The organism is Sphingomonas populi (assembly GCF_004208535.1).
GTDB lineage: Bacteria > Pseudomonadota > Alphaproteobacteria > Sphingomonadales > Sphingomonadaceae > Sphingomonas > Sphingomonas populi.
In genome coordinates this window covers 57,897-83,901 of the sequence record NZ_SGIS01000006.1, presented here as the reverse complement: position 1 = coordinate 83,901, position 26,005 = coordinate 57,897, and the positions used below count along the sequence as shown (strand labels likewise).

Below are 26,005 nucleotides of genomic sequence, written 5' to 3'. Positions count from 1 at the left end.
GTAGCGCTTATTCCATCCCGATGAGGCGTTGCAGCGCAAGCTGAAAATGCGCGACCAGTGCGGCCTCGGCGGCGTCCGCATCGCGTGCGACGCAGGCGTTGAGGATTTCGAGATGCTCGCGCAGGGTGCGGATCGCGAGCGGCCGCGTGGTGAGCCAGTCGAGCCGGACCAAAGTGACGTAATTCTTGAGCCGTCGCGCCGTGTTCTCGATCAACTCGTTGCGCAACGCCGAGATGAGCGCGCCGTGCAGCCGTTCTTCGAGCAGATCGAGCGCGATATTCTCCTCCGCGCTCCAGGCGGAACTCTCCAGCCGCGCGATCAAGGCGTGATGATCGTCGACCAGCGCCTGGATCTCGGCGGCATCGCCGCGTTCCGCGAGGATGCGCGCGCCGCCACGCTCGATCAGTGTGCGGAACTGATATGTCGATCGCGACAATTCGAGGTCCGCGCGCACGAAGCGAATGCACGACCGTGCGTGGATCGTCACCAATCCTTCGGTTTCGAGCCGGCGCAGCGCATCGCGCAGCGGCTGGACCGTCATACCGAGCAGCCGGATCAGATCGGCTTGCGAGAGTTCCGCGCCTGATGGGATCGAGCGGTCGAACAATCCCCTGAGAATCGCCGCATAGGCCTTGTCGGCGAGGCTTGCGTCATCGTCGGTGCCCGCCAGATCGGGAAAGGGGGTTCCCGGTGGTTCCCGCGTTGCCTTTAGCGTTGCTGCGCGCATTCGAAATATCCTGTGCGAGACACGCTCGCCCAAGGGGCGAACAGCGCATTCCTGTATCGTCAGAGCCTAAACCGCAGATGGAAAAAACGCCAGCCATAGCGGACGACTGCTCGCGCATGCGGGTGCGGACGGCATTTCAGTGCGCGCGGCATCCACGCGGGCGGAGATACTACGCAATATCAAATACCTTCCGTTTCGGCAGAAAAATCGCAGACACAGTCTGGCAACATTCATTGACATATTTCAGTACGGCTATATTGATATATTCAATAAAAACACAGGGAGGGTAGGATGCGAACTGATCGACGGTTTTGCGCTGGCGTCGCGATGACGACGTTGGCGGTTTTGCTGGCTTCTGCGGCGCAGGGCCAGTCTGCCACGCAGATGAGCGGCGGCGTGTCGCCACCGCCCGGCCCCTCGGAACCCGGCCCCTCGCAACAGAGTGTGGCGACGGGCGGCAATGCCCAGCCCTCGGCCGATACGGTAAGCGAGGCTGCGCAGGACATTATCGTCTCGGGCATTCGCGCCGCGCAGCGCCAGTCGATCGATATCAAGCGCAACGCGGTCAATTCGGTCGATGCGATCGCGAGCGAAGACCTCGGCAAGATGCCCGACCAGAATGTCGCAGAGTCGCTTCAGCGCGTTCCCGGCATCACCATTGATCGCAATCGCGGCGTCGGCAACGGCGTCACGGTGCGCGGCCTCGGCCCGCAGTTCAACACGGTGACGATCAACGGCCGTGTCATCGCCACCGACAGCGCCGGACGCGAGTTCAATTTCGATATCCTGCCGTCCGAACTGATCGCCGGCGCGAACGTCTTCAAGAGCCCGCAGGCCAATCTGAACGGCGCCAGCATTGGTGCGACGGTCGATATCCACACGCTCCGCCCGCTCGAGGGGAAGACGGGATTTCGTGGCGGCGGCTCGCTGCGCGCCAATATCGACGACCTCGGCGACAAGCGCACGCCGTCAGGCGCGGCCTATGTCACCTGGAAGGATGAGTCGGGTCGCCTCGGGGTGTCGTTCGTCGCCTCCTATGACGAGCGTAACGAGCGTACCGACAATTTCTCGGTCGGCGCGAGTTCCTACCCGCGCAGTTTCGATGACGGCTATTATGGTGATGTCGGCGGAGGCGGGAAGCGGTTGTGTCTCGGCACGGCGAACACCAGCGCGTTGGCACCGCGCATCGACGTCAGCAAAGTCACGACGTTCTGCAACGTCGACATGTACCATAATCTGGCCAATCAGGTGGAATTCTCCAACCGCAAGCGCCTCGGCCTCGACGGAACGGTGCAGTTCAAGCCAACCGACACGCTGCTCCTGACGTTCGACGGCCTGTATTCGCATGATGATGAACATTATCACAGCTCGGCTCTGACGCCGGATTTCAGCGGCGGCACCTTGGTCAAGCAGGTGGTGTCGGGCGGTACAGACACGACCGCGATCGTCGGCGGGCAGACCCGCACCGTGCATGTCGGCGGCACCGCGACATCCGAGACGTTCCACGATGGCACCGTCGATGAGATCGTCGAGAATCGCCCGACGAAATCGACCACCTATCTGTTCGGCTTCAACGCCAAATGGAATCAGGGTCCGTTCAGTCTGGCACTGGATCTCGACACGTCGAAGGCGCAGTTTCGCAACGCCGGCGCGCTGTTCACGACCATCCGCCTCAAGCACATGGACTATACCTACGACCGCAATACCGGGTCGCCGCTCGCCAGCTTCACGCTGAGCAATCCGAATTATGCGGACGCGGCGACCGACGTGAACCATCGGCTGGCGCATTATGTCGCCGCCGAAGGCCAGAATTTTGACGACACCATCTACGAGGGGCATCTCGACGGATCGTATGACGGCGGCGCGATCGTCGCATATGGGGGCGTCGGCTATTCCGAGCGTACCAAGGTCACCACCGGCTTCTCCGAACCCAACGCCTGCGCCTATTGCGGAAGCGACGTGCCGTTGCCGTCTACCCTGTTCACGCCGACCACGTTCAATTTCTTCGGCGGCAGGGCGGGCGGCAATACCGCCAATTGGGTGGATTACGATGCCGACAAACTGTTCCAGACGATGCTGGGGTTGAACGGCACGGCGGACCCATCGCTGCACACCGGCAGTCTGTCCCCACTCGTGGTCGATCCGGCGGCGAGTTCCCAGGTGAAGGAGAAGGTCGCGCTCGGCTATCTGATGTTCGAGTACAAGGGCGCGCTCGGCGATCTGCCGCTGGCGATCAATACCGGTGTGCGGGTCGAGGACACCAATTTCTCATCGAGCGGCGCCGGCCAGACGGTGCTGAGCGCCAAGTCGAATGGCACCGGGCAGAACATCATCATCCTATCCGGGCTGACGCCGCTCAGCTCCACCGGGCATTATACCGATATCCTGCCCTCGGTGAACGTGCGCCTGAACATCACGCCGACACTGATCTTCCGCACGGCCGCGTCGCGCGTCATCTCGCGCCCGACGCTGACCGATCTGTCGTCAGCGCAGTCGATCAGCAGCAACCCGGGCAACGAACGCATCACGCGCGGCAACCCCAACCTCCAGCCGTTCCGGGCGTCGCAGGCCGAGGCTGGCCTCGAATGGTATTACAACCCGGACTCGTTGCTGTCGGCGACGTTCTTCTACAAGTCGATCGACTCGTTCATCACGCGCGGCACCACCACCCAGCAGGTCGATGACGTGAAGTTCATCGTCGACCAGCCCGTCAATGGAACGGGCGCGACGGTGAAGGGCGTCGAACTGAGCTATCGCACTTTGTTCAAGTTCCTGCCCGGTGTGCTCAGCGGTTTGGGTACGCAGCTCAGTTACACCTATACCGACAGCAACGCGCATTACACCAACCCGACGAAAGCTTCGACATCCTACTCGCTGGTCGGCTTGTCGAAGAACTCGTACACCGCCGTCGCCTTTTACGAGAAGGGGCCGATCCAGCTTCGCGCATCCTATACCTTCCGCGATGGCTATCTGTTCACCCCGCAAACGCAGACCGGCATTCCCGAATTCGTCGACAGCTACGATCAGCTCGATGCGGGCGTGCAGATTTCGCTGACCAAGAACGTCATCCTTACGGCGGACGCGACCAATCTGACCAACTCCAACGAGTTCCACTACGCCAACGTGATCGCAAACACGCAGGAATATCGCTCGGTCGGGCGGCGCTATACCGCCGGCGTGCGCGTGCGGTTCTAGGGTGGTGGAAGGGGCGGCGCGTCGTTTCCTCCTTCGCCTTGCGCCGCCCCGTTTTTTCCATTTCGGGCAATGAAAATCGACCGACTGATACAGCCTGCTTGCTAGTGTACCGGCATTATCGCACAGGTTGATATCTCAACAAGGAAGCTACCAAATGTCGTCAACGCCGATCGTCGCGTATCGCCTGACTCGCCTGGCCTTCGAGCGCGACCGGACGATCGGTGATTCACAGGTCCGTGCCACCAATGCGCAGCTTGTCGCGGTCGAACTGATCGACGCGAAGGGGAATGTCGGCCTCGGCTTCGCGCAGTCGCTGTTCACGCCGCTGCCCGATGCCGCCGAGATCGACCGCATCTTCGCGGCGGAAGCCTGGCCGGGCCTAGAAGGGCGCCATCCGACGGCGCTCGCACTGGCGGTCAACCGCGTGCGCGGCGGCAATGCGCGGCGGATGGGGCTGCCGTTCGAGGAATCGCTCCAGCATGCGATCTGGGATCTGTTCGCCAAACAGTCCGGGCTGCCGCTGTGGCGGATGCTGGGGGCGGAGCGGAGCGCGGTCGGCGTCTATGCCAGCGGCCTCGACTATCATCTGTCCGATCATGATTTCACCGAATTGTTCGGCAACGCCCGCGAGCGCGGCTTCCTCGGTTATAAAATCAAGGTCGGCCACCCTGATCTCGAACGCGATGTCCACCGGCTCGATCTGCTGCGCAAGGCGGTCGGCAGCGATCGTCCCGTCATGGTCGACGCCAACGAGGCGTGGACCGCGCAGGAGACGATCCAGGCGGTGCGGCGCTTCGAACGCGCCGGGCACAGCATCTATTGGCTCGAAGACCCGATCCCACGCGACGATTTCGACGGGCTGAAGATGTTGCGCCACCTCGGCATCAGCCGGATCAACGCCGGCGAATATCTCGATCTTACCGGCAAGCGCAAACTGGTCGAGGCGCGGGCGTGCGACATGCTCAACGTCCACGGCCAGGTCTCGGACGTGATGCGCGCCGGCTGGCTCGCCAACGAGGCGAATGTCGAGGTGACGCTCGGCAACACCTTCCTGGAAGTCGGCGTCAACATGGCGCTCGCGCTGCCGGGGGTGCGCTGGCTCGAATACAGTTTCCAGAATTTCGACCATCTCGTTGAGGAACCCTATGCGATGGCCGATGGGCTGATCCACGGCCGCGAGGCGCCCGGCCACGGCCTCGTGCTGAGCGCCGATGCGCGCGCACGCGGCGGTGCTCTTCCGCACGCGACGAGCGCGGCTGCGTGACCACGCGCGCCGGGCTCGACGCCGAACCGCTCGCGACTCCCGTCGGCGAGGGCCGCAAATGGCGGCTGATCGTCAGCCTCGGTTTCGTCTTCTTCGTGCTGCTCACATTGTACGCCTCGATCCTCGGCGTGCTGCTGCCCAACCAGATCGAGAATCTCGATCCCGCCGGCAAAATGGCGACGCTCGGCGTGGTGTATGCGATCACGTCTGTATTCAGCACGATCACCACGCCGGTATCGGGCGCGCTGTCCGACCGGACGCGATCGCGGTTCGGCAGACGCACACCCTGGATCGTCCTCGGCGGCGTGATCGGCGGCGTGGCGACGATCCTGATCCCGTTCGGCGGCGGCATCGTCGGCGTCACCGCATTGTGGCTGCTCGCCACGGTCAGCCTCAATTCGATGCAGCCGTCGATCACGACGATCGTCGCCGATCGCTTTCTGCCGAGCGAGCGCGGCATGGTGTCGGGCGTGGTCGGTGCGAGCATGACGGCGGGCGTGTCGGCGGGGACGATCTTCGGCGGGTTGCTCGCGGCGCATCTGTTCCTCGCCTATGCGATCGTCGGCTGCGGGATCATCGTCGCGTGCCTCGTCTTCGTGGCGCTCAACCCGGAGCCGCCCTTGCCCGCAACGCTCTCCGCGCCAACCCCGTTTCGGGTGACGGCGTTCCTGCGCAGTTTCTGGATCGATCCGCGCGCCAATCCCGATTTCGCCTGGGCGCTGTTCGGGCGGTTCTCGATCTACATGGGGTATCAGGCGATCCTGACCTATCTGCTCTACATCCTCGAAGGGTATATCGGCCTGACCCAGAGCGCCGCCAATCTGACGATCGCGCGGATGTCGTCCATCACGTTCGTCGCGCTGGTGATATCGGGGCTGGCGTCGGGGTGGCTGTCGGATCGGCTCGGCCGGCTGAAGCCGCTGGTGTTCATCGCCGGCCTCGTGATGGCGCTGGCGGAGATCGCGCCGTTGCTCTCGCCCGATCTGCGCGGGATGTTCCTCTATGCGGGGCTGATCGGGATTGGCTACGGTGCGTTCATGTCCGTCGATCTCGCCTTAATGACTCATGTCCTGCCGCCGGCCACGCCCGGAGAGGATTCGACCGGGAAGGATCTCGGCATCCTGACGACGGCGATCAACGTGCCGCAGATCCTCAGTCCGGTGATGGCGGCGGCGTTGTTGCACGCAACCGGCAACAATTATCCGTTGCTGTTCGTCGTTTCGGCCGTGTTCGTGGTGTTCGGCGCGTGTCTGGTCCTGCCGATCCGGTCGGTGCGATGATGACGCTGATCGACGCCCACCAGCATTTCTGGTCGCTCGCGACGCCGGGCCACGAATGGCCGACCGCCGCCGAGGCCGAAATCCACCGCGATTTCGGCCCCGATGATCTGATCACCGCCGCAACGGGCTTGCCGCTCGCCGGCAGCGTGCTGGTCCAGTCGCAGCCGACCGACACGGATACCGACTGGATGCTGTCGCTGGCGGAGCGCACCCCGCTGGTGCGCGCGGTGGTCGGCTGGGTCGATCTGGCGCGCCCCGACGCCCCCGACCGCATCCGCGCGCTGGCCAAGCGGCCCAAGTTGCGCGGGCTGCGGCCGATGCTGCAGTCGATCGCCGATACCGACTGGCTGTTGCAGGACGCGCTCGTCCCCGCGCTGGAGGCGATGCAGGCGACTGGGTTGCGGCTCGACGCGCTGATCCAGCCGCGCCATTTGCCGATGCTGGCGCGCTTTGCCGAGCGGTGGCCCGATCTGCCGATCGTGATCGACCATGCCGCGAAACCCTATGCCGCCACCGCGACGCTCGATCCGTGGCGCGACGACATCGCGGCGCTGGCGAGTCTCGGCCTGCACTGCAAGCTTTCGGGATTGCGCACCGAACAGGCGCCCGGCCAGCCCGCCGAGAACCTCGTACCGTATATAGAGCATCTCGTCCGCGCATTCGGCCCACGGCTGATGTGGGGGAGCGACTGGCCGGTGCTGCTGCTGTCGGGTGACGAGTGGCGGCATTGGCACGACGATGCCTTGCGCCTCGCCGCGCGCGCCGGGGCCGATCTGGAACGGCTTTTCGGCGGTGCCGCGATCGATTTCTATGCTTTGGAGAACGCGGATGCGGCATAATCGTCTTCTGCTCGTCGCTTCGCTCACGATCGCCGCCGTGCCGGTCGCGGCGCAGATCACGCCGGCGACCGACATTCCAACCTACGTGCCGCCGGTGGTCAGCAAGGAGCAGACTGCGGGCGCGATCCACATCTCGCGCCGGCCCGATCCGGTGCCGGTCGTGCTGTCGGTGTCGCCGCAAGGCTCGGACGAGGGCGACGGCACCGCAGCGCACCCGTTCGCCACGTTCGCGCGCGCACAGGCGGCGGTGCGCCGGCTGAACGGCGACCATGACGTGACCGTGCGGGTGGCGGATGGCGTTTACCGGCTCACCGCACCGCTGCGCTTCACCGCCGCCGATGGCGGGCAGGGTGGCTATACGGTGCGCTGGGAAGCCGCGCCGGGCGCGCATCCGATCGTATCGGGCGGTACGCCGGTGACCGGCTGGACGCTGGCGGATGCCAAGCGCGGCATCTGGTCGGCGGACATCCCGCGCGGCATCGATCCGCGCCAATTGTGGGTGGGCGGGCATATGGCCCCGCGCGCCTCGGTGCGTGCGCCGCGCACCGCCTTCCGGTTCGACAAGACCGGCATCGAGATCACCGACCCGGCCTGGCGTTCGCTGGCGCATCTGCCCGACCAGAGCCGGATCGAGGTCGAGGCGACCGGCTGGTTCACCGATCGTCACGCGATGGTCGATCGGATCGCGGGCGACCGCATCGTCATGCAGCAGCCGGGCTGGCACAACAATCTGGTCGGCTACGATACGTTCGCGCGCTCGGTATGGGGCGACAATGCCGGGTTGTTCTTCGTCAATTCCTTGAGCTTCCTGCGCGATGCGGGGCAGTGGTACGCCGATCCAGACGCCGGCAAGCTCTACTATAAGCCGGCGGCGGGCGAGGACATGAAGCGGCTGGAGGTGGTGCTGCCGCGCCTCGAATTGCTGCTTTCGATCTCTGGCAGTTATGACGAGACGATCAAGGATCTCCAGTTCCGTGGCCTGAGCTTCCGCCACACCAGTTGGCTGCTGCCATCTGGGCCGGAGGGCTATGCCAGCCAGCAGAGCGGATCGTTCCTCGCCGGCGAATGGGCCGGCTATCCGGGCGATCCGATCCGCGATTGCTCGTGGGGGTGCTGGCCGTTCGAGGCGATGCGCAACCGCTGGCGGCAGCAACCCGCCGCCGTGCAGGTCGCGGCGGCGACGCGGATCGTGTTCGATCATGACGAGTTCACCCAACTCGGCCAGATCGCGCTCGGCATCGGCAACAACCCGGATGCGAACGACAGCGGCATCGGCCTCGGCGTCAGCGCGATCGACGTGCGCCGCTCGCGCTTCACCGATCTCGCCGGCGGGGCGATCATGGTCGGCGGGGTGCGCCCCGACGCGCATCACCCCTCGCGCCCGGAGATGAGCGTGCGCGACATCCTGATCAGCAACAACCTCGTGCGGACCGTGTCGCAGCATTACCGCGAGCAGGCGGCGATCCTCGTCACCTATGCCAGCGGCGCGGTGATCTGGCACAACGACGTTTCCGGTACGCCCTATGACGGGATCGACATCGGCTGGGGCTGGGGCGCGAACGATCCCGGCGGGAGTGCGGCGTACCTCACTGCCAATCGCGGCTATTATAACCAGCCCGGCAATCTGATGTACGATACGCCGACGACGCTGCGCGACAGCGTCGTGGTCGGCAACCGCGTGCATGACGTCAAGCAATGGTTCCCCGATGGCGGCGCGATCTACCATCTCTCCGCCGATCCCGGTGCGCTGATCGCCGAGAATTACATCTATGACGTGAAGGACGGCATCGCGATGTATCTCGACGAAGGATCGCGCTACGTCACGCTGCGCAACAATGTGGTCGGCAATGTCGGGATATGGCTGAATCTCAATTCGCAGAACGACATCGCGCCGCGCCGCACGGCGATGGACAATACCGCGATCGGCAACTGGCATGACTCTGGCCGACGCACCGGATCATGGACGCCCTTTGTCAACAACCGCGACATCGATAATCTCGCGGTGGCGCCGGGGGCGTGGCCCGATGCGGCGAAGGACGTAATCGCCCACGCCGGCATCGAGCCCGAGAAACCCTGACCCGACTCCAAGAAACACAGAAGGACATTCAAGCCATGCCACGTCTCGCCGGAAAACGCGTGCTCGTCACCGGGGCCGCGCAGGGGATCGGCCGCGCCATCGCCGAGCTGTTCGCACGCGAAGGCGCGTCGGTGATCGCGCTCGACCTCAAGGCCGAGGCGCTGGCGACGCTCGCCGGCGCCGAGGCGCTGGTGGTCGATCTGCTTGATCCGGCGGCGGTCGCGGCGGCGGGTGCGGCGGTCGGTACGGTCGATGTGCTGGTCAATTGCGCGGGCTATGTCGATGCCGGCGATCTGCTCAGCGCCACCGAGCGCGGCCTCGATCTGTCGTTCGACCTCAACGTCCGCGCGACGATCCGCATGACGCAAGCCGTGTTGCCGGCGATGCTGGCGGCGGGGGGCGGCGCGATCGTCAACATCGCCTCGGTCGCGGGGGCTATGATCGGCGTGCCCAACCGGCTCGCCTATTGCGCGTCCAAAGGCGCGGTGGTCGGGCTGACCCGCTCGATCGCGCTCGATTATGTCGGCCAGGGCATCCGCTGCAACGCGATCTGTCCGGGCACAGTGCAGTCGCCCTCGCTCGACGAGCGCCTCGCCGCAACCGGCGATGCCGATGCGGCGCGCGCCGCGTTCATCGCGCGCCAGCCGATGGGGCGGATCGGCACGGCTGAGGAAATCGCTCAGCTCGCTTTGTACCTCTCAAGCGACGAGAGCAGCTACATCACCGGCAGCGCCATCGCGATCGACGGCGGCTGGACGATGGCGTGAGGCGGGGGGCGTGAGCGCATGACGATCATCGCCGCGATCGACGATTTCCGTGAGGCCGCGCGGAGGCGCCTGCCACGCTTCCTGTTCGATTATGCCGATGGCGGTGCGGGCGCCGAGCATACCATGCGCCGCAATATGGCCGACCTCGCCGACATCGCGCTGCGCCAGCGCGTGTTGCAGGATGTGGCGAGCATCGACCTGTCGGCCGATTGGTTCGGCAAGCGCGTGCCGCTGCCGGTCGCGCTCGGGCCGATCGGCATCGGCGGCATGTTCCGCCGGCGTGGCGAGGCGCAGGCGGCGCGCGCGGCGGCGCGGCATGGCGTCCCCTTCACGCTCTCGACCGTGGCGATCTGCCCGCTCGCCGAACTGCGCGCCGGCGCGCCCGACGTGAACCTGTGGTTCCAGCTTTATGTCGTGCGCGATCGCGGCTTCATGCGCGACCTGATTGCGCAGGCCAAGGCGCAGGGCGCGACGACTTTGGTCTTCACCGTCGACATGCCGACGCCGGGCATCCGCCACCGCGATCTCCATTCCGGCATGTCCGGCGCGAACGGGCCGCTGCGCCGCGCGCTTCAGGCGGTCGGCAAACCCGGCTGGGCGTGGGACGTCGGGCTGAACGGGCGGCCGCACCAGCTCGGCAATCTCCTGCCGGTGCTGGGTAAGGACAGCGGCATGAACGATTATATCGGCTGGCTCGCCGCCAATTTCGATCCCGGCATCCGCTGGAAGGATCTCGATTGGTTGCGTGACGCGTGGGACGGCCCGCTCGTCATCAAGGGCATCCTCGATCCCGACGACGCGCGCGACGCGGCGGCCTATGGCGCGCAGGGGCTGGTCGTGTCGAACCACGGCGGACGGCAGCTCGATGGCGTGCTGTCGACCGCGCGAGCGCTGCCCGCCATCGCCGATGCGGTGGGGGACCGGATGACGATCCTCGCCGATGGCGGCGTCCGCTCCGGGCTAGACGTCGTCCGCATGCTCGCGCTCGGCGCGCGCGGCGTGCTGCTCGGCCGCGCGTGGCTGTGGGCGCTCGCCGCCGGGGGCGAGGCCGGGGTCGATCGCATGCTGGCGATGCTGGAGAAGGAGATGCGTGTCGTCATGACGCTCGCCGGCTGCAACCGCATCGACTCGCTCGACCGCACGATTCTCGCCGATTACCCCTCCGATCCGACCAGAAGGAATTCCTGATATGAAGCTTTGCCGATTTGGCCCGGCCGGTGCCGAGCAGCCGGGCGTCGTCGATGCCGATGGCCGCATCCGCGATCTCTCCGGCGTGATCGCTGACATCGACGCCGCCGCTATCTCCGCCGAGGGCCTCGCGCGGCTTCGCGCAGTCGAGATCGAGACGCTGCCGCTCGCCGCCGAAGGCGCGCGCTACGGCGTGCCGGTCTCAGGCACGCGCAAGTTCATCGCGATCGGGCTAAATTATGCCGATCACGCCGCCGAATCGAACCTGCCGATCCCGTCCGAGCCGGTCGTGTTCAACAAATGGGTGAACTGCCTGCAAGGGCCGAACGATCCCATCACCATTCCGCGCGATTCGACCAAGACCGATTGGGAGGTCGAACTCGGCGTCGTCATCGGCACCGCCGCGCACGATATCGACGAAGCGGACGCACTGGCGCACGTCGCCGGCTATTGCGTCGTCAACGACGTGTCCGAACGCGAATGGCAGACCGAGCGCGGCCCGACGTGGGACAAGGGCAAGGGCTTCCCCACCTTCGGCCCGGTCGGCCCCTGGCTGGTGACGGCCGACGAGGTGACCGATCCGCAGGCGCTCGGCCTGTGGCTCGAGGTGAACGGCAAGCGCCTCCAGAATGGCAACACCGCGACGATGATCTTCTCGGTCGCCGAGATCGTCGCCTATTGCTCGCGCTTCATGACGCTGGAGCCGGGTGACATCATCACCACCGGCACGCCCCCGGGCGTCGGATTGGGGCAGAAGCCGCAGCCCTGGTATCTGAAAGCCGGTGACACGATCCGCCTCGGCATCGACGGACTCGGCGAGCAGCAGCAGACCTGCGTCGCGGCTGCGCCAAAGGGCTGACTGGTCCATCAAAGGAAGAGTCGGGGGCTGCTGTGATGTGGCCCCCATCCACCCGGTCTTGCCGGCGTCCGCCGCGCTCCAGAGCCAGTCAATCTTGACGTCGATCAATCTTTTCATCGCATTCGACGCACATTTCACCCATTTGAATTTGCCAATCCCGGAGGCCTGAGCTTGGCTTGCGCACCCCAACCTTCGCGTAGAGGTGCGTACATGCTTTCATTGCCTTCGAAGACTTCAGTAGCCGCCATGATCCTGCTCGGATCGGTCGGCCTCAGTGGCTGCGCCACCAAGGGATATGTGAACAGCCAGATCGCCACCGTGAACACGCGGATCGATGGCATCGACGGGCGTTTGCACACGGTCGAAGGCACCGCCGGCCAAGCACTCACCCAGGCACAGGCCGCAGCGGGCCAGGCCCAGCAGAACGGGCAGCGCATCGACCAGCTCCAGGGCCGGGTCGATGGTCTCGATCAGCAGATTCAGCAACAGCAGCAGCGCCGTCAGCGCAAGCCGCGCGGTTGATCGCGGTAACGCGCTAAACACTGTTGCATTTGCGAACGGCTCTGTTGAACAAGGCTATCATGTTCACAGAGCCGTTTCGTATCGTTCGCCGCATGGGCCTCGTCCCGGCGGCAGTGCTCGGGTTGCTGGTGTCGCCTGTCGTGGCGGCACCGACAGCCCCAGCGCCTCAGCAAAAAACCGCAGCTTCGGCAAAGAAGGCCAAGGCACCGAAAAAGGCCAGCGCGCCGAAAAAAGGCGCCGCCAAGCCATCGGCCGCAGCCAGGCGCAAGGGCGCCAAAGCGGGCGAAGCACCCAAACCGCCGGAGATCACCCCGTCCGAATCGACCAGCCGCGTGCTGGGTTGGGTGTCGGCGGAGCATGACAACGGATCGCTCCCCTACATCATCATCGACAAGCAGGCGGCGATGCTGTTCCTGTTCAAGGCGAACGGTGAAGTCGTCGGCCAGACGCCAGTGCTGATCGGCGTGGGCGTGGGCGATGATTCCACGCCCGGCGTCGGCACCAAGAAGAACCTGTCCGAGATCGGCCCGGCCGAACGGACCACGCCGGCGGGCCGCTTCGTCGCCAAGTTCGGCAAGGCATTCGGCCATACCCGCGTGCTGTGGGTCGATTACGCCAATTCGGTCGCGCTCCACGCGGTCATCACCACCAACAAGAAAGAGCACCGTGTCGCGCGGCTGCTCTCGCCGACGCCCGATGACAATCGCATCAGCTTCGGCTGCATCAACGTCGGCACCAGTTTCTACACCAAGCACGTCAGCCCGCTGTTTCGGAAGGCCGGCGGCGTCGTCTACATCCTGCCCGACACCAAGCCGCTCGACGACGTTTTCCCGCGCGTTCGCCTGCTGCCCTATCTGAGTGGCGACCGTTCCGAATAGCGCGGGCGTCCGGCGCATGAACGCGGGACGATCACCGTTGCGAATCGTGATGCCGGCAGCGCTCGCCGCGCTGTTTCTCTACGCTCTCGCGTCGCTTCCGGGGTTCGGCGCGCGCTGGGGCTGGTCGGTGGGCGGCGTATTGCTGTTCGTCGGCTGGGCGGGCGCGGCGGCGGCGGGGGTGCGCGCGTTTACGCGGCGGCCCGGGCCGGCGAGCCTGATCGGCATGGCGCTCGCCATCGTCGTCTTACGCTTCGGATCGGCGCTGGTCGCCGAGGGCCGGATCTCTCCGGGCGATCCGCATGCCTATGTCGAGCTTGCGCGCAACCTCGTGCTGCACGGCGATTTCGGCGTCTACGAAAGCTATCTGAACCTTTATTGCCGCGCTTTCTATCCGCCGCTGTATCCGCTGCTGCTGGCGGGGTGGGGTGCGGTGCTGGGGTTTTCGACCTGGTCGCTGGTGGTGTTCGGCACGCTGATCGATGGCGCGGCGGCGATGCTGATCGCATTGCTCGGCGCGCGGCTCGGCAGCGGCGCGGCGGGGTGTCGCGCGGCGTGGCTGTATCTGGTGTGGCCGTCGGTGGTGTTCTCCGCGCCGCTCGCCGCCAAGGAGGGGTTCTGCGCTGTGCTCGTGCTGGCGCTCGCGCTGGCGTGGCTGAGCGATCGTCAGGGCTGGCGCGGTGGGGTCGTGCTGGGCGGGATCGCGGGGTTGCTCGCGCTGACGCAACCGGGGCAGGCGCCGCTCGGCGCGCTGATCGGGCTGGTGCTGTGGCGGCGGATCGGGTTGGCGGCGGTTTTCCGGCGGGGGGTGATGGCGATCCCCGTCGCGCTGCTGGTGATGCTGCCGTGGTGGCTGCGCAACTGGCTGGTGTTCGGCCTGTTCGTGCCGCTGACCAGCGCGGGCGGGTTGAGCCTGTGGGTCGGCAACAACGCGCATGCGACCGGCAATTGGATGGACTATCCACCCGAACTGCGCGACTTGCCCGAGATCGCCGTCGGCAAGCGCGCCGGCGCGTTGGCGGTGGAATGGATTCGGAGCGACCCGGTCGGCTTCGTGCGGCTGACGCTCACCAAGTTCGTGCGCGCCTGCGGGGTGAGCATCTTCGACGTGGTGCGGCTTGAGGCGATGAGCCCGACGATCGGGCGATCGCTCGCCGCGCTGCTGTGGCCGCTGTCGCACCTCAGCCACGCCGGGCTGCTCGCGCTCGCAGCGTGGCGCGCCGCGTCGCGCGCGGTGCCGGGTGCCCTGCTGCTGCTGATCGCCGCCTGCGTCCTCCAGCTCGCGCTGTTCGGCATCTGGTTCGAATTCGGCGAGCGCCACCGCGATTTCGTCACGCCGTTCCTGCTTCTGCTGCTGTGCTGGCCGATCGCGCAGACGGCGGTTGGAAAAGCCGCGCCCACACCCTAGCTTGGGCGGGTGAGCAAAACCGACGTCACCGCCAGATTAGCCGACGGTGTCACGTCGGTGCCCGCCGCCGATTGGGACGCCTGCGCCGGCGCCGACAACCCCTTCCTCAGCCACGCCTTCCTGTCGATCCTCGAAGACTCGGGCAGCGCGACCGCGCAGACCGGCTGGCAGCCGGTGCCGGTGCTGATCGAAGGGGCCGACGGCAAGCCCGTCGCGATCGCGCCTGCCTATGCCAAGAGCCACAGCCAGGGCGAATATGTCTTCGATCACGCCTGGGCCGATGCCTATGGCCGCGCCGGCGGGGACTATTACCCCAAGCTCCAGATCGCGGTCCCCTTCACGCCCGCGCCGGGGCCGCGCCTGCTGCTGCGCGATCCCGCGCACGCACCGGCGCTGATCGCCGCGCTCGAATCGGTCACTGATCGGCATGGCCTGTCCTCGGCGCACGCCACCTTCGTCGCGCCCGATCAGGTGCCGCTGTTCGAGGCGGCGGGCTGGCTGATCCGCGAGGGCACGCAATTCCACTGGCGCAACGACGGTTACGCCAGCTTCGACGATTTCCTCGGCGCGCTCTCCAGCCGCAAGCGCAAGGCGATCCGCAAGGAGCGCGCCGGCGCGCTGGAGGGCGGCATCACCGTCCGCCACCTGACCGGCCGCGATCTCACCGAAGCGGCGTGGGATGCGTTCTGGGTGTTCTATCAGGATACCGGCTCGCGCAAATGGGGCCAACCCTACCTGACGCGCACGTTCTTCTCGCTGCTCGGCGAGCGGATGGGCGATCAGGTGTTGCTGATGCTGGCGGAACGCGGCGGTCGGCCGATCGCCGGTGCGCTCAACCTGATCGGCAAGGATACGCTCTACGGCCGCTATTGGGGCTGCACCGAGGAGGTGCCGTTCCTCCATTTCGAACTGTGCTATTATCAGGCGATCGACGCCGCCATCGCGCTCGGCAAGACGGTGGTCGAGGCGGGCGCGCAGGGCGAACACAAGCTTGCGCGCGGCTATGCGCCGGTGCCGACCTGGTCGGCGCATTACATCCCCGACCCGAACTTCCGCCGCGCCATCGCCGACTTCCTCGTGCGCGAGCGTGCTTCGGTGGAGCACGATCAGGAGTATCTGGCCGAGCTTACGCCGTTTCGGAAGGCGTAGCGCCGGTCACCCGTTCGTGACGAGGCACCTGCGCTCCGGGCGTATCCCTCGACTTCGCTCGGGACGAACGGACAGGAGCCTAACCCTCGATCCCCAATTGCCACAGCACGAAGGCATGTTCCTCGGCCGCTTCGCGTAAGGACTCGAACCGGCCCGATTTGCCGCCATGCCCGGCGCCCATGTTGGTCTTGAGGAGCAGCACATTGTCGTCGGTCTTGGTGGCGCGCAGCTTCGCCGCCCATTTGGCCGGCTCCCAATAGGTCACGCGCGGATCGTTGAGGCCGCCCGAGATGAACAACGGCGGATAGGCGTGCGCGGCGACCTGATCGTACGGCGAATAGCTGTGGATCAGTTCGAACGCGGCCTTGTCCTCGATCGGATTGCCCCATTCGGGCCATTCGCCCGGTGTGAGTGGCAGGCTGTCGTCGAGCATCGTGTTGAGGACATCGACGAACGGCACGTCGGCGATCACCGCACCCCACAATTCGGGATCGGAATTGACCACCGCGCCCATCAACTCGCCGCCCGCCGAGCGGCCCGCGATGGCGATCTTGCCCGCGCTGGTCCAGCCTTGCCCGATCAGCCCCTTCGCCACATCGACGAAATCGTTGAACGTGTTGGTGCGCTTTTCGAGCTTGCCGTCGTGATACCATTGCTGGCCGAGATCGTCGCCGCCCCGGATATGCGCGATGGCATAAGCGAAGCCGCGATCGAGCAGCGATAGCCGCCCGGTCGAGAAGCCCGGCGGAATGGCGTGGCCATAAGCGCCGTAGGAATAGAGGAAGAGCGGCGCCGAACCGTCCCTCGGGAAATCCTTGGGGTAGACGATCGACACCGGCACCTCGACGCCGTCGCGCGCGGTGATCTTGAGCCGCTCGGTGCGGTATTTGGCCGCATCGTAGCCGGAGGGGATCTCCTGCACTTTCAGCACGGTCATCTCGCCGGTGGCGACGTCATAGTCGTAGACCGTGCCCGGCGTGACCATCGATTCGTAGCCGAGCCGAAGCACGTCCATAGCATATTCGGGATTGTCGCCGAGGCCGGCGTCGTAGCTCGACTCGGGGAACTTGATGCGCTGCGGCGCGATTGCCGAATCGTAGCGGTGGATTTCGACCTGATCGAGCCCGTCCTCGCGCCCATCGACGATGAAGAAGCCGCGGAAGCACGACACGCCGGTCATGTAGAAATGCGAGGAGGGGGCGATGAGCTCGCGCCACTCGCCCGGGGCGTCGATCGACGCCGTGCAGAGCCGCCACATCGGATCGGTGTCATTGGTGTGGATGAACAGCATGCCGTCATGCTCATCGACATCATATTCGCGCCCCGGCTGCCGCGCCGAGACCAGTAGCGGTTTCGCCAGCGGATCGTTGGCGGGGAGCAGATATACTTCGCTGGTGACATGATCGCCGGTGCCGATGATGATCCAGTTGCGCGCGCTCGTCTCCGAAACACCGACGCGGTAGCCCTCGTCGGCTTCGTGGAACAGCTCGATATCGTCTTTCGGATCGGTGCCGAGCCAGTGCAGCCGGACGTTGTCGGTGCGCCATTGCTCGTTGGCGAGGCCGTAGAGGAACCCCTTGTCGTCGGCAGTCCAGACGATTTCGGAGAGCGTGCCCGGGATCACGTCGGGCAGGTGCTCGCCGGTTTCGAGGTTCTTGACGCGCAACTCGAACCGTTCCGAACCATTGTCGTCGATCGCATAGGCGAGCAATGTGCCGTCGTTGCTGACCGACAGCGTACCGAGCCGGAAATATTCCTTGCCTTCAGCCAGCGCCGGCTCGTCGAGGATCAACTGGTCGTCGCCGCCCGCAACGGGCTTGCGCCACCATTGCCGGTACTCGCCGCCGGTCTCGAACGCGGTCCAGTACAGCCAGTCGCCGTCCTTCTGCGGCACCGAGGATTCATCTTCCTTGATGCGCGCCTTCATCTCTTCGTAGAGCCGGTCGACCAGCGGGCGGTGCGGCGCCATCATGCTCTCGAAATAGGCGTTCTCGGCATCGAGATAGGCGAGCACGTCCTTATCCGTGACGTCGGGATATCCCGCGTCCTTGAGCCACGCATACGGATCTTCGATCGTGATGCCGTGCGTGGTGAAGCTGTGCGGGCGTTGCGCCGCGATGGGCGGCTTTGGGGTCTCGGTCATGCGCGCAGACCTAGGGTGCGGGCGGCGTGGCGGCAATGGCCCCGTGGAAGCTCTGTGAAAGCCCTCGCGTCTCCATCCGCCCGCGCATACACTGCGCGCTTTCACACGCCATTCGCAGGACCGAAGATGTCGACCTATTCCGCCCGCCTCGCCGCCCTTCGCGAACAGCTCGCCCGCGACCGGCTCGACGGCTTCGTCGTGCCGCTGACCGACGAGCATATGAGCGAATATGTCGGCGAATACGCCCAGCGGCTCGCGTGGCTGACCGGCTTCCAGGGGTCGGCGGGCACGGCGGTGGTGCTGCCGCAGGAAGCGGCGATCTTCACCGACGGGCGCTATACCTTGCAGGTGCGCGAGCAGGTTTCCGCCGAGGATTGGCAGTTCGTCGGCGTGCCCGCGACCAGCGTTTCGGCGTGGCTCGGCGCGCATGCCGCCGAGGGCGGGCGGATCGGCTATGATCCGTGGCTGCACACCAGCGCGTGGGTCGCCGAGGCGAGCCGCGCACTCGCCGAGCGCGGCGCGGCGCTGGTGCCGGTCGATACCAATCCGGTCGATGCGGTCTGGCCCGACCGACCCGCGCCCTCGGACGCGCGGCTGGTGGTGCAGGACGATGCCGTCGCCGGCGCATCCTCGGCGGAGAAGCGTGCGCTGATCGCCGACTGGCTGGCCGAGCGGAAGGCCGATGCGGTGGTGCTGAGCGCGCTCGATTCGATCGCCTGGGCGCTCAACGTGCGTGGCCGTGATGTCGAGCACACGCCGGTCGCGCTCGCCTATGCGATCGTCGATGCCGACGGCACCGCCGAGCTGTTCGTCGCGCCCGAGAAGATCGACGATGCGGTGCGCCAGCATCTCGGCAACGCCGTGCGGCTGCGCGACCGCGCCGATTTCGCGTCCGCGCTGGCCGGATTCGCGGGCAAGCGCGTCGCCGCTGATCCCGAACGCGCGGTCGCTGCGATCTTCGACACGCTTGAGGCCGGCGGCGCGACCGTGCTCCCCTTGCGCGACCCAGCCGTGCTGGCGAAGGCGACCAAGAACCCCGCCGAGATCGCCGGCCACCGCGCGGCATCCGCCCGCGACGGCGCCGCATTGGCGCGGTTCCTGCGCTGGGCCGAGACCGCGCTGCCCGCAGGCGGCGAGACCGAACTCTCGGCGGCAGCCAAGCTCCAGGCGTTCCGAGAAGCGACCGGCGTGTGGCTCGACAGTTCGTTCGACACGATCTCGGCGACCGGCGCGCACGGCGCCAGCCCGCACTATAAAGTGACCGAGGAGTCGAACGCGCCGATCGAACCGGGCCAGCTCTACCTCGTCGATTCGGGCGGGCAGTATCGCGACGGCACCACCGACGTGACTCGCGTGATCCCGGTCGGCACGCCCAGCGAGGAGATGCGCGACCGCTTCACGCGCGTTCTGAAAGGCCATATCGCGCTCGCCACCGCGATCTTCCCGTCCGGCACCACCGGCGGCCAGCTCGACGGCTTCGCGCGCCGCCCGCTGTGGGAAGCAGGGCTCGATTACGCGCACGGCACTGGCCACGGCGTCGGCGCCTATCTGGCGGTGCATGAAGGCCCGCAGCGGATCGCGCAGCCCTTCTACCCCGGCGGCGGCCCGTCCGAACCGCTGCGCGCGGGTATGATCCTCTCCAACGAGCCGGGCTATTACAAGGCCGGCGAATACGGCATCCGCATCGAGAATCTCGTTCTGGTCGAGCCGCGCGAGATCGCCGGCGGAGAGCAGGCGATGCTCGGCTTCGAGACGCTTACCTTCTGTCCGATCGAGCGCGCGCTGATCGTCGCGGAGATGCTCAGCCCGGCCGAGCGGGCGTGGCTCGACGCCTATCACGCCCGCGTGGTCGCGGTGCTCGCGCCGCAGATGGACGAGGCCGAGCGCGCGTGGCTGACCGCGAAATGCGCGCCTATCGGCTAGGCGCGTCGGTCTCCGGGCGCGAATCGGCGGCGTCGGCACCCCGCGCACGCGCCTTGCGGCGGCGCAAATTCTCGCGAAGCGCCGCTGCGAGCCGCTCTTCGCGCGTTTCCTTGGTCTCACTCATCGCATCAGCCTTGACAACGTCGCCCGCCTCGTCTCTTACGCGCGCTCCGCGATAACCGGAAATGCTGCCGTAGCTCAGTGGTAGAGCGCATCCTTGGTAAGGCTGAGGTCGTGAGTTCAATCCTCACCGGCAGCACCATTTTTCTCCCTTGAATTTCAAGGGATTGAGGCGAAAAGGGCGGTGGCTGATGCTTAGTCAGAGCGCCGCCCCTTTTCAACTAGGCAATACCTAAGCAGCTACCGTTCCTCTGCGGGTCTCCACGAGCGATTCAAGGTCACTCGGAAGCGGGGTCGACCGAGACGGAGCGCTGACACTTAGGCGCCTTCGGTGTCCGATGGCTGTAAACGCGCACGATTTCTGGCGGCGATTGGGTCGTGCTATTTGTCGAGTGACGGCTTCCCGGGTGTCGTCGGAATGACGCTCGCGGCGGCTTCTCCTGCTCACCAGACGTTCCAGATCGCCTATCGACACCTTTGAGGCGGCTGCTCAGGTTTTCCAACAGCGCAGCGACTGGCGTCCTTTTCGTCGCGCGGTTGGTACGATGCGCAGACTGTGTCATCACGATCAAAACAAGGGCTTGCGATCAGCGGGTTTATCCGGGGGGATGGCTTATGAATGACGGTGGTCTTTCGTCCAGCGCGCTGCTCACGCGTCAGCGGCGTGCTGCGTGGGTCGCCGAGAATATCATGCCATATGAGCCACGAATTCGGGCTTGGCTGCGCCGCTGGCAGGTTTCTCCCGAAGACTCGGACGAACTGTTGCAGGACGCATATTGCCGCATTGCGTTGCTGGAGAGCGTCGACCACATTGATCGCCCGGTCGCCTATTTCTTTTCGATCGTGCGAAATCTGCTCGCCCGTCGCCATCGCCGGCAGCGCATCGTTTCGCTCGAACTGATCGCCGAAGTGGACGCCTTCCAGGATAGTCCGGCACTCGGGTTAGAGGACCAGATGTCCGATCGTCTGATTTATGAGAAGATCATCGCCCTGATCGATGCCTTGCCGAACCGGTGCCGCGAAATCGTCCGACTGAGAAAGCTGGAGGATTGGCCGCAAAAGCGGATTGCCGCGCATCTGCAGATCAGCGAGAAGACGGTAGAAGCTCAGATCCGCATCGGCCTACGAGCGATTCGCGAGGCCTGGGACAAGCGTGATGCCGAGACCTGGAGCAGGTCTGACGACCGACATCAGGCAGGAGCCAAAGTTCGATGAGCCGCCCGAGCCTGACCGATATGCGCGACGAGGCGAACGCTTGGGTGGCGCGCATGGATCAGGGCAATTGGTCGCCTACGGACGAAGCGCGACTGCAAGACTGGCTCGCGGTCGATCCCAGCCGCCACGGCGCACTGCTGCAGGCGCAGGCGATGTGGACGATGCTGCGCCCGACTGCGGAACCGCCCGCGCGCCATAACGACGTGCCCGATTTAGGCGCCCCGAACACCGACGGTATTCGATCCCGGCGCCTGCCGAGCCGGCGCGCAGTGATAGCCGGCGGCGGTACGGCACTTGCCGCCTCTCTGGTCGGCGGCACGGTGTTGCTTCGACCCCGCACGGTCCTGCGTACCGATCTTGGCGAAATCCGGCACGTACCCCTCGACGACGGCTCCATCGCGTCGCTTAACACCGGCAGCGAAGTCGACGTGATGTTCCGACGTAATCGCCGCGATATCCGGCTGACGCAGGGTGAAGCGTGGTTCCAGGTTGCGAAAAACCGGGCGCGACCGTTTCTGGTCGAAAGTGGCCCGATCCGCGTGTTGGCGGTCGGTACTGCGTTTTCGGTTCGCCGTCGCGAGGCGGGCGCGGATGTCGTCGTGACGGAAGGCGTGGTCGAAATCTGGTCGGAAGATGTAAGCGCCAAGCGAACCCGGCTGGTCGAGGGGCAGAGCGTGTTCATGGCCGACACCGCGCAGGTTCATGACATTGCCGTCGCCACCACCTCAAGCGACCATACGCTCGCGTGGCGGAGCGGCCGGATCGAGTTGGTCGACGAACCGCTTGCCGATGCGATCAGCGAATTCAACCGCTATAACAGGCGCAGGCTCGTACTGCTCGATCCACAGATAGCGGGCAAGCGGTTGGATGGCTTTTTCCGAACCGACGACATCGACGGGTTTGCGCGCGCGGTGAACGCAAGCTTCGATGTTCCGGTGGATTTCAGCCGGGCGGACGAAATTCGGATCGGGCAAATCAAACCGATCACATAATTCTTTTAAGGGTAAGTCCGCGTTCGGGGTCTCTTTCCTTAGGCAGGTGCATTGCATCTGACAAAAAAATTGGGGGAGAATGCCATGACGCTGAAGCTGCTTTGCGGGACGACTGCGCTCACCTGCTTTGTTTCGACCGCTACACCGGCGCTGGCCCAGACCAGAGCATTCGACGTACCGGCACAGCCGATCGCGCCGGGACTCATCCAGATCGGCAAACAGGCAGACGTTCAGATCCTGGTCGCGCGCGACGTCTCGGCGAATAAGCGCGGCAACGCCGTGCACGGCGCGATGACCGTTCCCGTGGCCATTGAGCGCTTCACCCGGGGAGCCGGGCTCATCACGCGCCAGACCGGTGAGCATACCTACACGGTCCTCGCCCCCAAGACGGGGTCGATCAGGCAAGAGGTGCCCTCGCCCGCCCCCGTGTCGGTGGGCAAAGCGACCAGTGATGCGAGGCCGCAGTCCCCGCCAACGGCGAATGAACCCGAGGCTGTCGAAACCGCCGCAGCCGACATCGTCGTGACGGGTTTTCGTCAGTCCTATATCGACGCGTTGAAGATGAAGCGCGACACGATCGGCATTTCGGACAGCATCTCTTCCGACGGGCTGGGCCGCTTCCCTGATCTCAATGTGGGAGAAGCGTTGCAGCGCATCCCCGGCGTACAGATCAACCGGGAAGCCGCTTCGCGCGACGCAACCATCAACCTGCGCGGGCTGCCCGGCACCTACGCGCGCTACACGATCAACGGACAGGCTTTTGCGGACCCGGTGCTTGACGGTGCGACCCCGCTCGGCGCGTTCAATGCCGACGTGTTCTCCGCAATCGCGGTGCGCAAGACGATCTCAGCGACCGATCAGGCCGGCGGGCTATCCGGCATCGTCGATCTTCAGGTTCAGCCCGCATTGTCGCGCAAGGACGGCGGTTTTTTCAAGCTGGCCGGCGAATATGATACGCTCGGCAAATACGCGACGCCGTCGGGTACGATCGGATACAACAAACATCTTTCGTCGGACTTCGCCGTGTTTGGCGTGGTGGCTTACAAGAAAGAGCAATTCCGCCGAGACTCGATCTTCTTCAATGCCTATTCCCCGCTGTCGCCAGCCACGACACCCGGCTTCGCATCGTTCGCGGACTATTATGCGCCTTTCAACAGCAACGGCACCTGCACCAGTGGACGCGTCTGTGCTGCGAACGGCACGGGTGCGAAAGGGACGACCGGCGTGCTGTACGCCTCCGATCAGCGCCAGGCGATCAGGTTCAACAAGGGCTCATTGCTGACCGCAGCGGGTGGTGCGGAATGGAAGCCTACCAACGAACTCCGCTTCGGCGTTACCGGGTTCTACACGCGGCGCAATCTGGAGAGCAGCTCAACCAACCTGCTTGAACTCGACATGCGGTCTGCCCGCGCGATCATCAGTCCGAACACGCCGGTCGCCGTGCAGGGCGACGGCAATGCCTATGTACAGGGCTTCAACTATTCGAATATCCAGATCAACGACTCCGTCCGCTCGCAGCCTTTGGTCGAGCAGATGTGGGACATCATCGGCACTGCCGAGTGGAAGAACGACGTCTGGCGTGTGTCGGGTACGCTGACGGACTCGCGCGGAGAGAACAACGCCGTCGAAACCCAGATCGATGTGCGCAACTTGCCGACGGCGGCCGGCAACGGCACCGGCGGCGTGTTCAATTCCGGCGGCGCCAATATCGGCGACTATCAATTGACGCTGAATCGCGACCCGGCGGTGATCGTCCCGTCCGGCCCGTTCACCTGGACCGCCGGCAACCAGCCGACGCAGGTGGCGGCAAACGGCGACCAGATCGTCGTGGCGGGTTCATCGGCCTATGGCCTGAACCGCGTGTGGGCGGCGCAGGGCGAGATCGAGCGCAAGTTCGATCTCCCGATCCTGTCCGGGATCACGATCGGCGCGCGCTATCAGCAGGATCGCTATACCTCGCGCGGCTATCGGACGAGTGCAAAGGGCGTGCAGACGCAAAATATCGACGGCAAGTTCCTGACCGACAATCCGTCGGCGAGCAGTTTCTTCGGCGGAAGCGGCGGGAGCTACCTCTCGAAATGGCCGCAGCTCGACTACGACTACATCGTTTCGCGACTTCAGCCGGTGACGACCGCCACAGGCGATGTCGTTACGCCGACCGGGTGGATCAACGATCCGACCAACTCTGCCTATTCGCTCTACAATTTTCAGGCGCGCCGCAACATTTTCGCGGCCTATGCACAGGCACAACTCGGCTTCGAAGTCGCCGGCGTACCAGTGAAGGGTTATGCCGGCGTCCATTACGAACAGACCCGACAGATGATTAACGCATTGTCCCAGCAGGTGACGTCTGGCGGTGCGACGGCGTTCGTTCCCACGCAGTTCCGCCAAGAGTATCACGATTTCCTGCCATCGGCGTTTCTGTCTGCCAATCTGACACCGAAACTTGTGCTGCGCGCGGGCTACAACAAAGCGTTCGTACGGCCCGTATTCCGCACCCTCACGCCGACCACCACCGTCAGCCCGAATTCGACGGGGTATGCGATCCAATATGGCGGCTCCGACTTGAAACCCTATTACGCCAGTTCCGAGGATGCCTCGATCGAGTGGTACAATCGGCCGGGCGGTGTCATCTCGCTTGCCCTATACCGCAAAGTCATCACCAATCTGATCGCGCCGGAAAACCGGCAGGACAAGCTGTGCCCATCCGATGCCTCGGCGCTTGGGCTTGGGCAACTGACGACGGTCGGCACGACCTGCTTCAGCAATCTGCTTGTCGCTGGCAATCCCGCGATCATCACTGCATCCGGCAATTACAACCAGCCAAACCCGATAACGGTCACCGGCGTGGAGTTTACCATCCAGCAGGACTTCAACTTCCTTCCCGGGCTGCTCAAGAATCTCGGCGGGCAGGTCAATTATTCTTACACAAGCATTTCTGGCACGAACTCGAACGGCAGCAAGGCGATATTGCCCGGTGTGTCCAAGAACAATGTGAATGTCATCGGCTATTATGAAAGCAAGAACGTTGGTGTTCGCGTCGTATACACTTGGCGCGACCAATATTCTTTGACGGGGGCGAACAGTTTCACCGGCGGAAACAGCTTTGTAGCAACGCGCGGACAGATCGACTCATCGCTGTCCTTCAAATTCAACGAGCAGTATTCATTGTCGCTGGATGCCTTCAATCTGAACGATGCCAAGCGCATCCAGTATCAGGTCGTCGAGGGAATTCCACGGCAGGTCGATTATGACGGCCGTACCTTCACCCTGAGCTTCCACGGCACGTTCTGACCCTGCCGGAGCGCCCAAGGTGGCCGTGATTCCTCCTTGAGGATGCAAATCATTGCCTAACGATCATGGGACTCCCGGGGGAATCCTTTCAGTGGTCCACGGGAACACGAAGGTCTTGGGGGTTGAAGCGGCTGGCGCGGATCGGGTGATCGTTAGGGAGCGCAGGAA

Annotated in this window: 19 protein-coding genes and 1 tRNA gene; 17 read left to right on the top strand and 3 right to left on the bottom strand. The window is 65.0% G+C overall.

All coding sequences use genetic code 11. The features are described from left to right. Positions 1 to 7 precede the first annotated feature (7 nt). Positions 8 to 727 (bottom strand): GntR family transcriptional regulator, encoded by a 720-nt coding sequence (locus tag EWE75_RS05620; protein ID WP_130155687.1) that lies wholly within the window; start codon positions 725 to 727, stop codon positions 8 to 10. A gap of 291 nt (positions 728 to 1,018) precedes the next feature. Between EWE75_RS05620 and EWE75_RS05615 the strand changes: the two genes are divergently transcribed. The 12 genes from EWE75_RS05615 (at position 1,019) to EWE75_RS05560 (ending at position 16,150) form a co-directional block, all read left to right on the top strand. Beyond that, on the top strand, positions 1,019 to 3,922 hold the full coding sequence (locus EWE75_RS05615; RefSeq protein WP_130155686.1) for a TonB-dependent receptor: 2,904 nt from the start codon (positions 1,019 to 1,021) through the stop codon (positions 3,920 to 3,922). 154 nt (positions 3,923 to 4,076) lie between these two features. After that, entirely contained in the window at positions 4,077 to 5,186 is a 1,110-nt protein-coding gene (locus EWE75_RS05610; RefSeq protein WP_130155685.1) for a mandelate racemase/muconate lactonizing enzyme family protein, read from the top strand. Beyond that, positions 5,183 to 6,466, top strand: a complete 1,284-nt coding sequence (locus EWE75_RS05605) for an MFS transporter (RefSeq protein WP_130155684.1) — start codon at positions 5,183 to 5,185, stop codon at positions 6,464 to 6,466. The genes EWE75_RS05610 and EWE75_RS05605 overlap by 4 nt, the downstream gene beginning before the upstream one ends. Next, complete coding sequence (locus EWE75_RS05600) at positions 6,433 to 7,305, top strand: amidohydrolase family protein (RefSeq protein WP_231708229.1); 873 nt, start codon at positions 6,433 to 6,435, stop codon at positions 7,303 to 7,305. The genes EWE75_RS05605 and EWE75_RS05600 overlap by 34 nt, the downstream gene beginning before the upstream one ends. Further along, positions 7,295 to 9,382, top strand: coding sequence for a right-handed parallel beta-helix repeat-containing protein (locus EWE75_RS05595; RefSeq protein WP_130155683.1), 2,088 nt, complete (start codon positions 7,295 to 7,297; stop codon positions 9,380 to 9,382). Before EWE75_RS05600 ends, EWE75_RS05595 begins: the two co-directional genes overlap by 11 nt. A 35-nt stretch (positions 9,383 to 9,417) precedes the next feature. Continuing rightward, positions 9,418 to 10,149, top strand: a complete 732-nt coding sequence (locus EWE75_RS05590; protein WP_130155682.1) for an SDR family oxidoreductase — start codon at positions 9,418 to 9,420, stop codon at positions 10,147 to 10,149. Positions 10,150 to 10,167: 18 nt separating this feature from the next. Next, entirely contained in the window at positions 10,168 to 11,337 is a 1,170-nt protein-coding gene (gene lldD, locus EWE75_RS05585; protein WP_130155681.1) for an FMN-dependent L-lactate dehydrogenase LldD, read from the top strand. A 1-nt stretch (position 11,338) separates the two neighbouring features. Next, a complete protein-coding gene (locus EWE75_RS05580) occupies positions 11,339 to 12,196 on the top strand; it encodes a fumarylacetoacetate hydrolase family protein (protein WP_130155680.1) in 858 nt (285 codons plus the stop codon). Between the two features lie 246 nt (positions 12,197 to 12,442). Next, positions 12,443 to 12,718, top strand: coding sequence for a hypothetical protein (locus tag EWE75_RS05575; protein WP_130155679.1), 276 nt, complete (start codon positions 12,443 to 12,445; stop codon positions 12,716 to 12,718). 59 nt (positions 12,719 to 12,777) lie between these two features. Next, on the top strand, positions 12,778 to 13,596 hold the full coding sequence (locus EWE75_RS05570; protein ID WP_130155763.1) for a L,D-transpeptidase: 819 nt from the start codon (positions 12,778 to 12,780) through the stop codon (positions 13,594 to 13,596). Positions 13,597 to 13,612: 16 nt separating this feature from the next. Further along, positions 13,613 to 15,001: a glycosyltransferase gene (locus tag EWE75_RS05565; RefSeq protein ID WP_130155678.1), complete on the top strand. Its 1,389-nt coding sequence runs from the start codon at positions 13,613 to 13,615 to the stop codon at positions 14,999 to 15,001. 9 nt (positions 15,002 to 15,010) lie between these two features. Next, positions 15,011 to 16,150, top strand: a complete 1,140-nt coding sequence (locus tag EWE75_RS05560) for a GNAT family N-acetyltransferase (protein WP_130155677.1) — start codon at positions 15,011 to 15,013, stop codon at positions 16,148 to 16,150. Positions 16,151 to 16,229: 79 nt separating this feature from the next. Here EWE75_RS05560 and EWE75_RS05555 read toward each other — a convergent pair whose 3' ends face one another. Further along, positions 16,230 to 18,293 carry a S9 family peptidase gene (locus EWE75_RS05555; protein ID WP_130155676.1) on the bottom strand — a complete coding sequence of 688 codons (2,064 nt, stop codon included), beginning with the start codon at positions 18,291 to 18,293 and terminating at the stop codon, positions 16,230 to 16,232. Positions 18,294 to 18,419: 126 nt separating this feature from the next. Between EWE75_RS05555 and EWE75_RS05550 the strand changes: the two genes are divergently transcribed. Next, positions 18,420 to 20,216, top strand: a complete 1,797-nt coding sequence (locus tag EWE75_RS05550; RefSeq protein WP_130155675.1) for an aminopeptidase P family protein — start codon at positions 18,420 to 18,422, stop codon at positions 20,214 to 20,216. Here EWE75_RS05550 and EWE75_RS26040 read toward each other — a convergent pair. Next, entirely contained in the window at positions 20,206 to 20,340 is a 135-nt protein-coding gene (locus EWE75_RS26040) for a hypothetical protein (protein WP_282432665.1), read from the bottom strand. The two genes, EWE75_RS05550 and EWE75_RS26040, sit on opposite strands and share 11 nt — an antisense overlap. 63 nt (positions 20,341 to 20,403) lie before the next feature. Between EWE75_RS26040 and EWE75_RS05545 the strand changes: the two genes are divergently transcribed. The 4 genes from EWE75_RS05545 to EWE75_RS05530 all read left to right on the top strand — a co-directional run bounded on the left by EWE75_RS05545 (position 20,404) and on the right by EWE75_RS05530 (position 25,837). Further along, a tRNA-Thr gene (locus EWE75_RS05545) sits at positions 20,404 to 20,478 on the top strand. Positions 20,479 to 20,951: 473 nt separating this feature from the next. Further along, on the top strand, positions 20,952 to 21,551 hold the full coding sequence (locus tag EWE75_RS05540) for an RNA polymerase sigma factor (RefSeq protein WP_231708228.1): 600 nt from the start codon (positions 20,952 to 20,954) through the stop codon (positions 21,549 to 21,551). Next, positions 21,548 to 22,543 (top strand): FecR family protein, encoded by a 996-nt coding sequence (locus EWE75_RS05535; protein ID WP_130155674.1) that lies wholly within the window; start codon positions 21,548 to 21,550, stop codon positions 22,541 to 22,543. Before EWE75_RS05540 ends, EWE75_RS05535 begins: the two co-directional genes overlap by 4 nt. Before the next feature lie 84 nt (positions 22,544 to 22,627). After that, a complete protein-coding gene (locus tag EWE75_RS05530) occupies positions 22,628 to 25,837 on the top strand; it encodes a TonB-dependent receptor (RefSeq protein WP_130155673.1) in 3,210 nt (1,069 codons plus the stop codon). Positions 25,838 to 26,005: the final 168 nt, after the last annotated feature.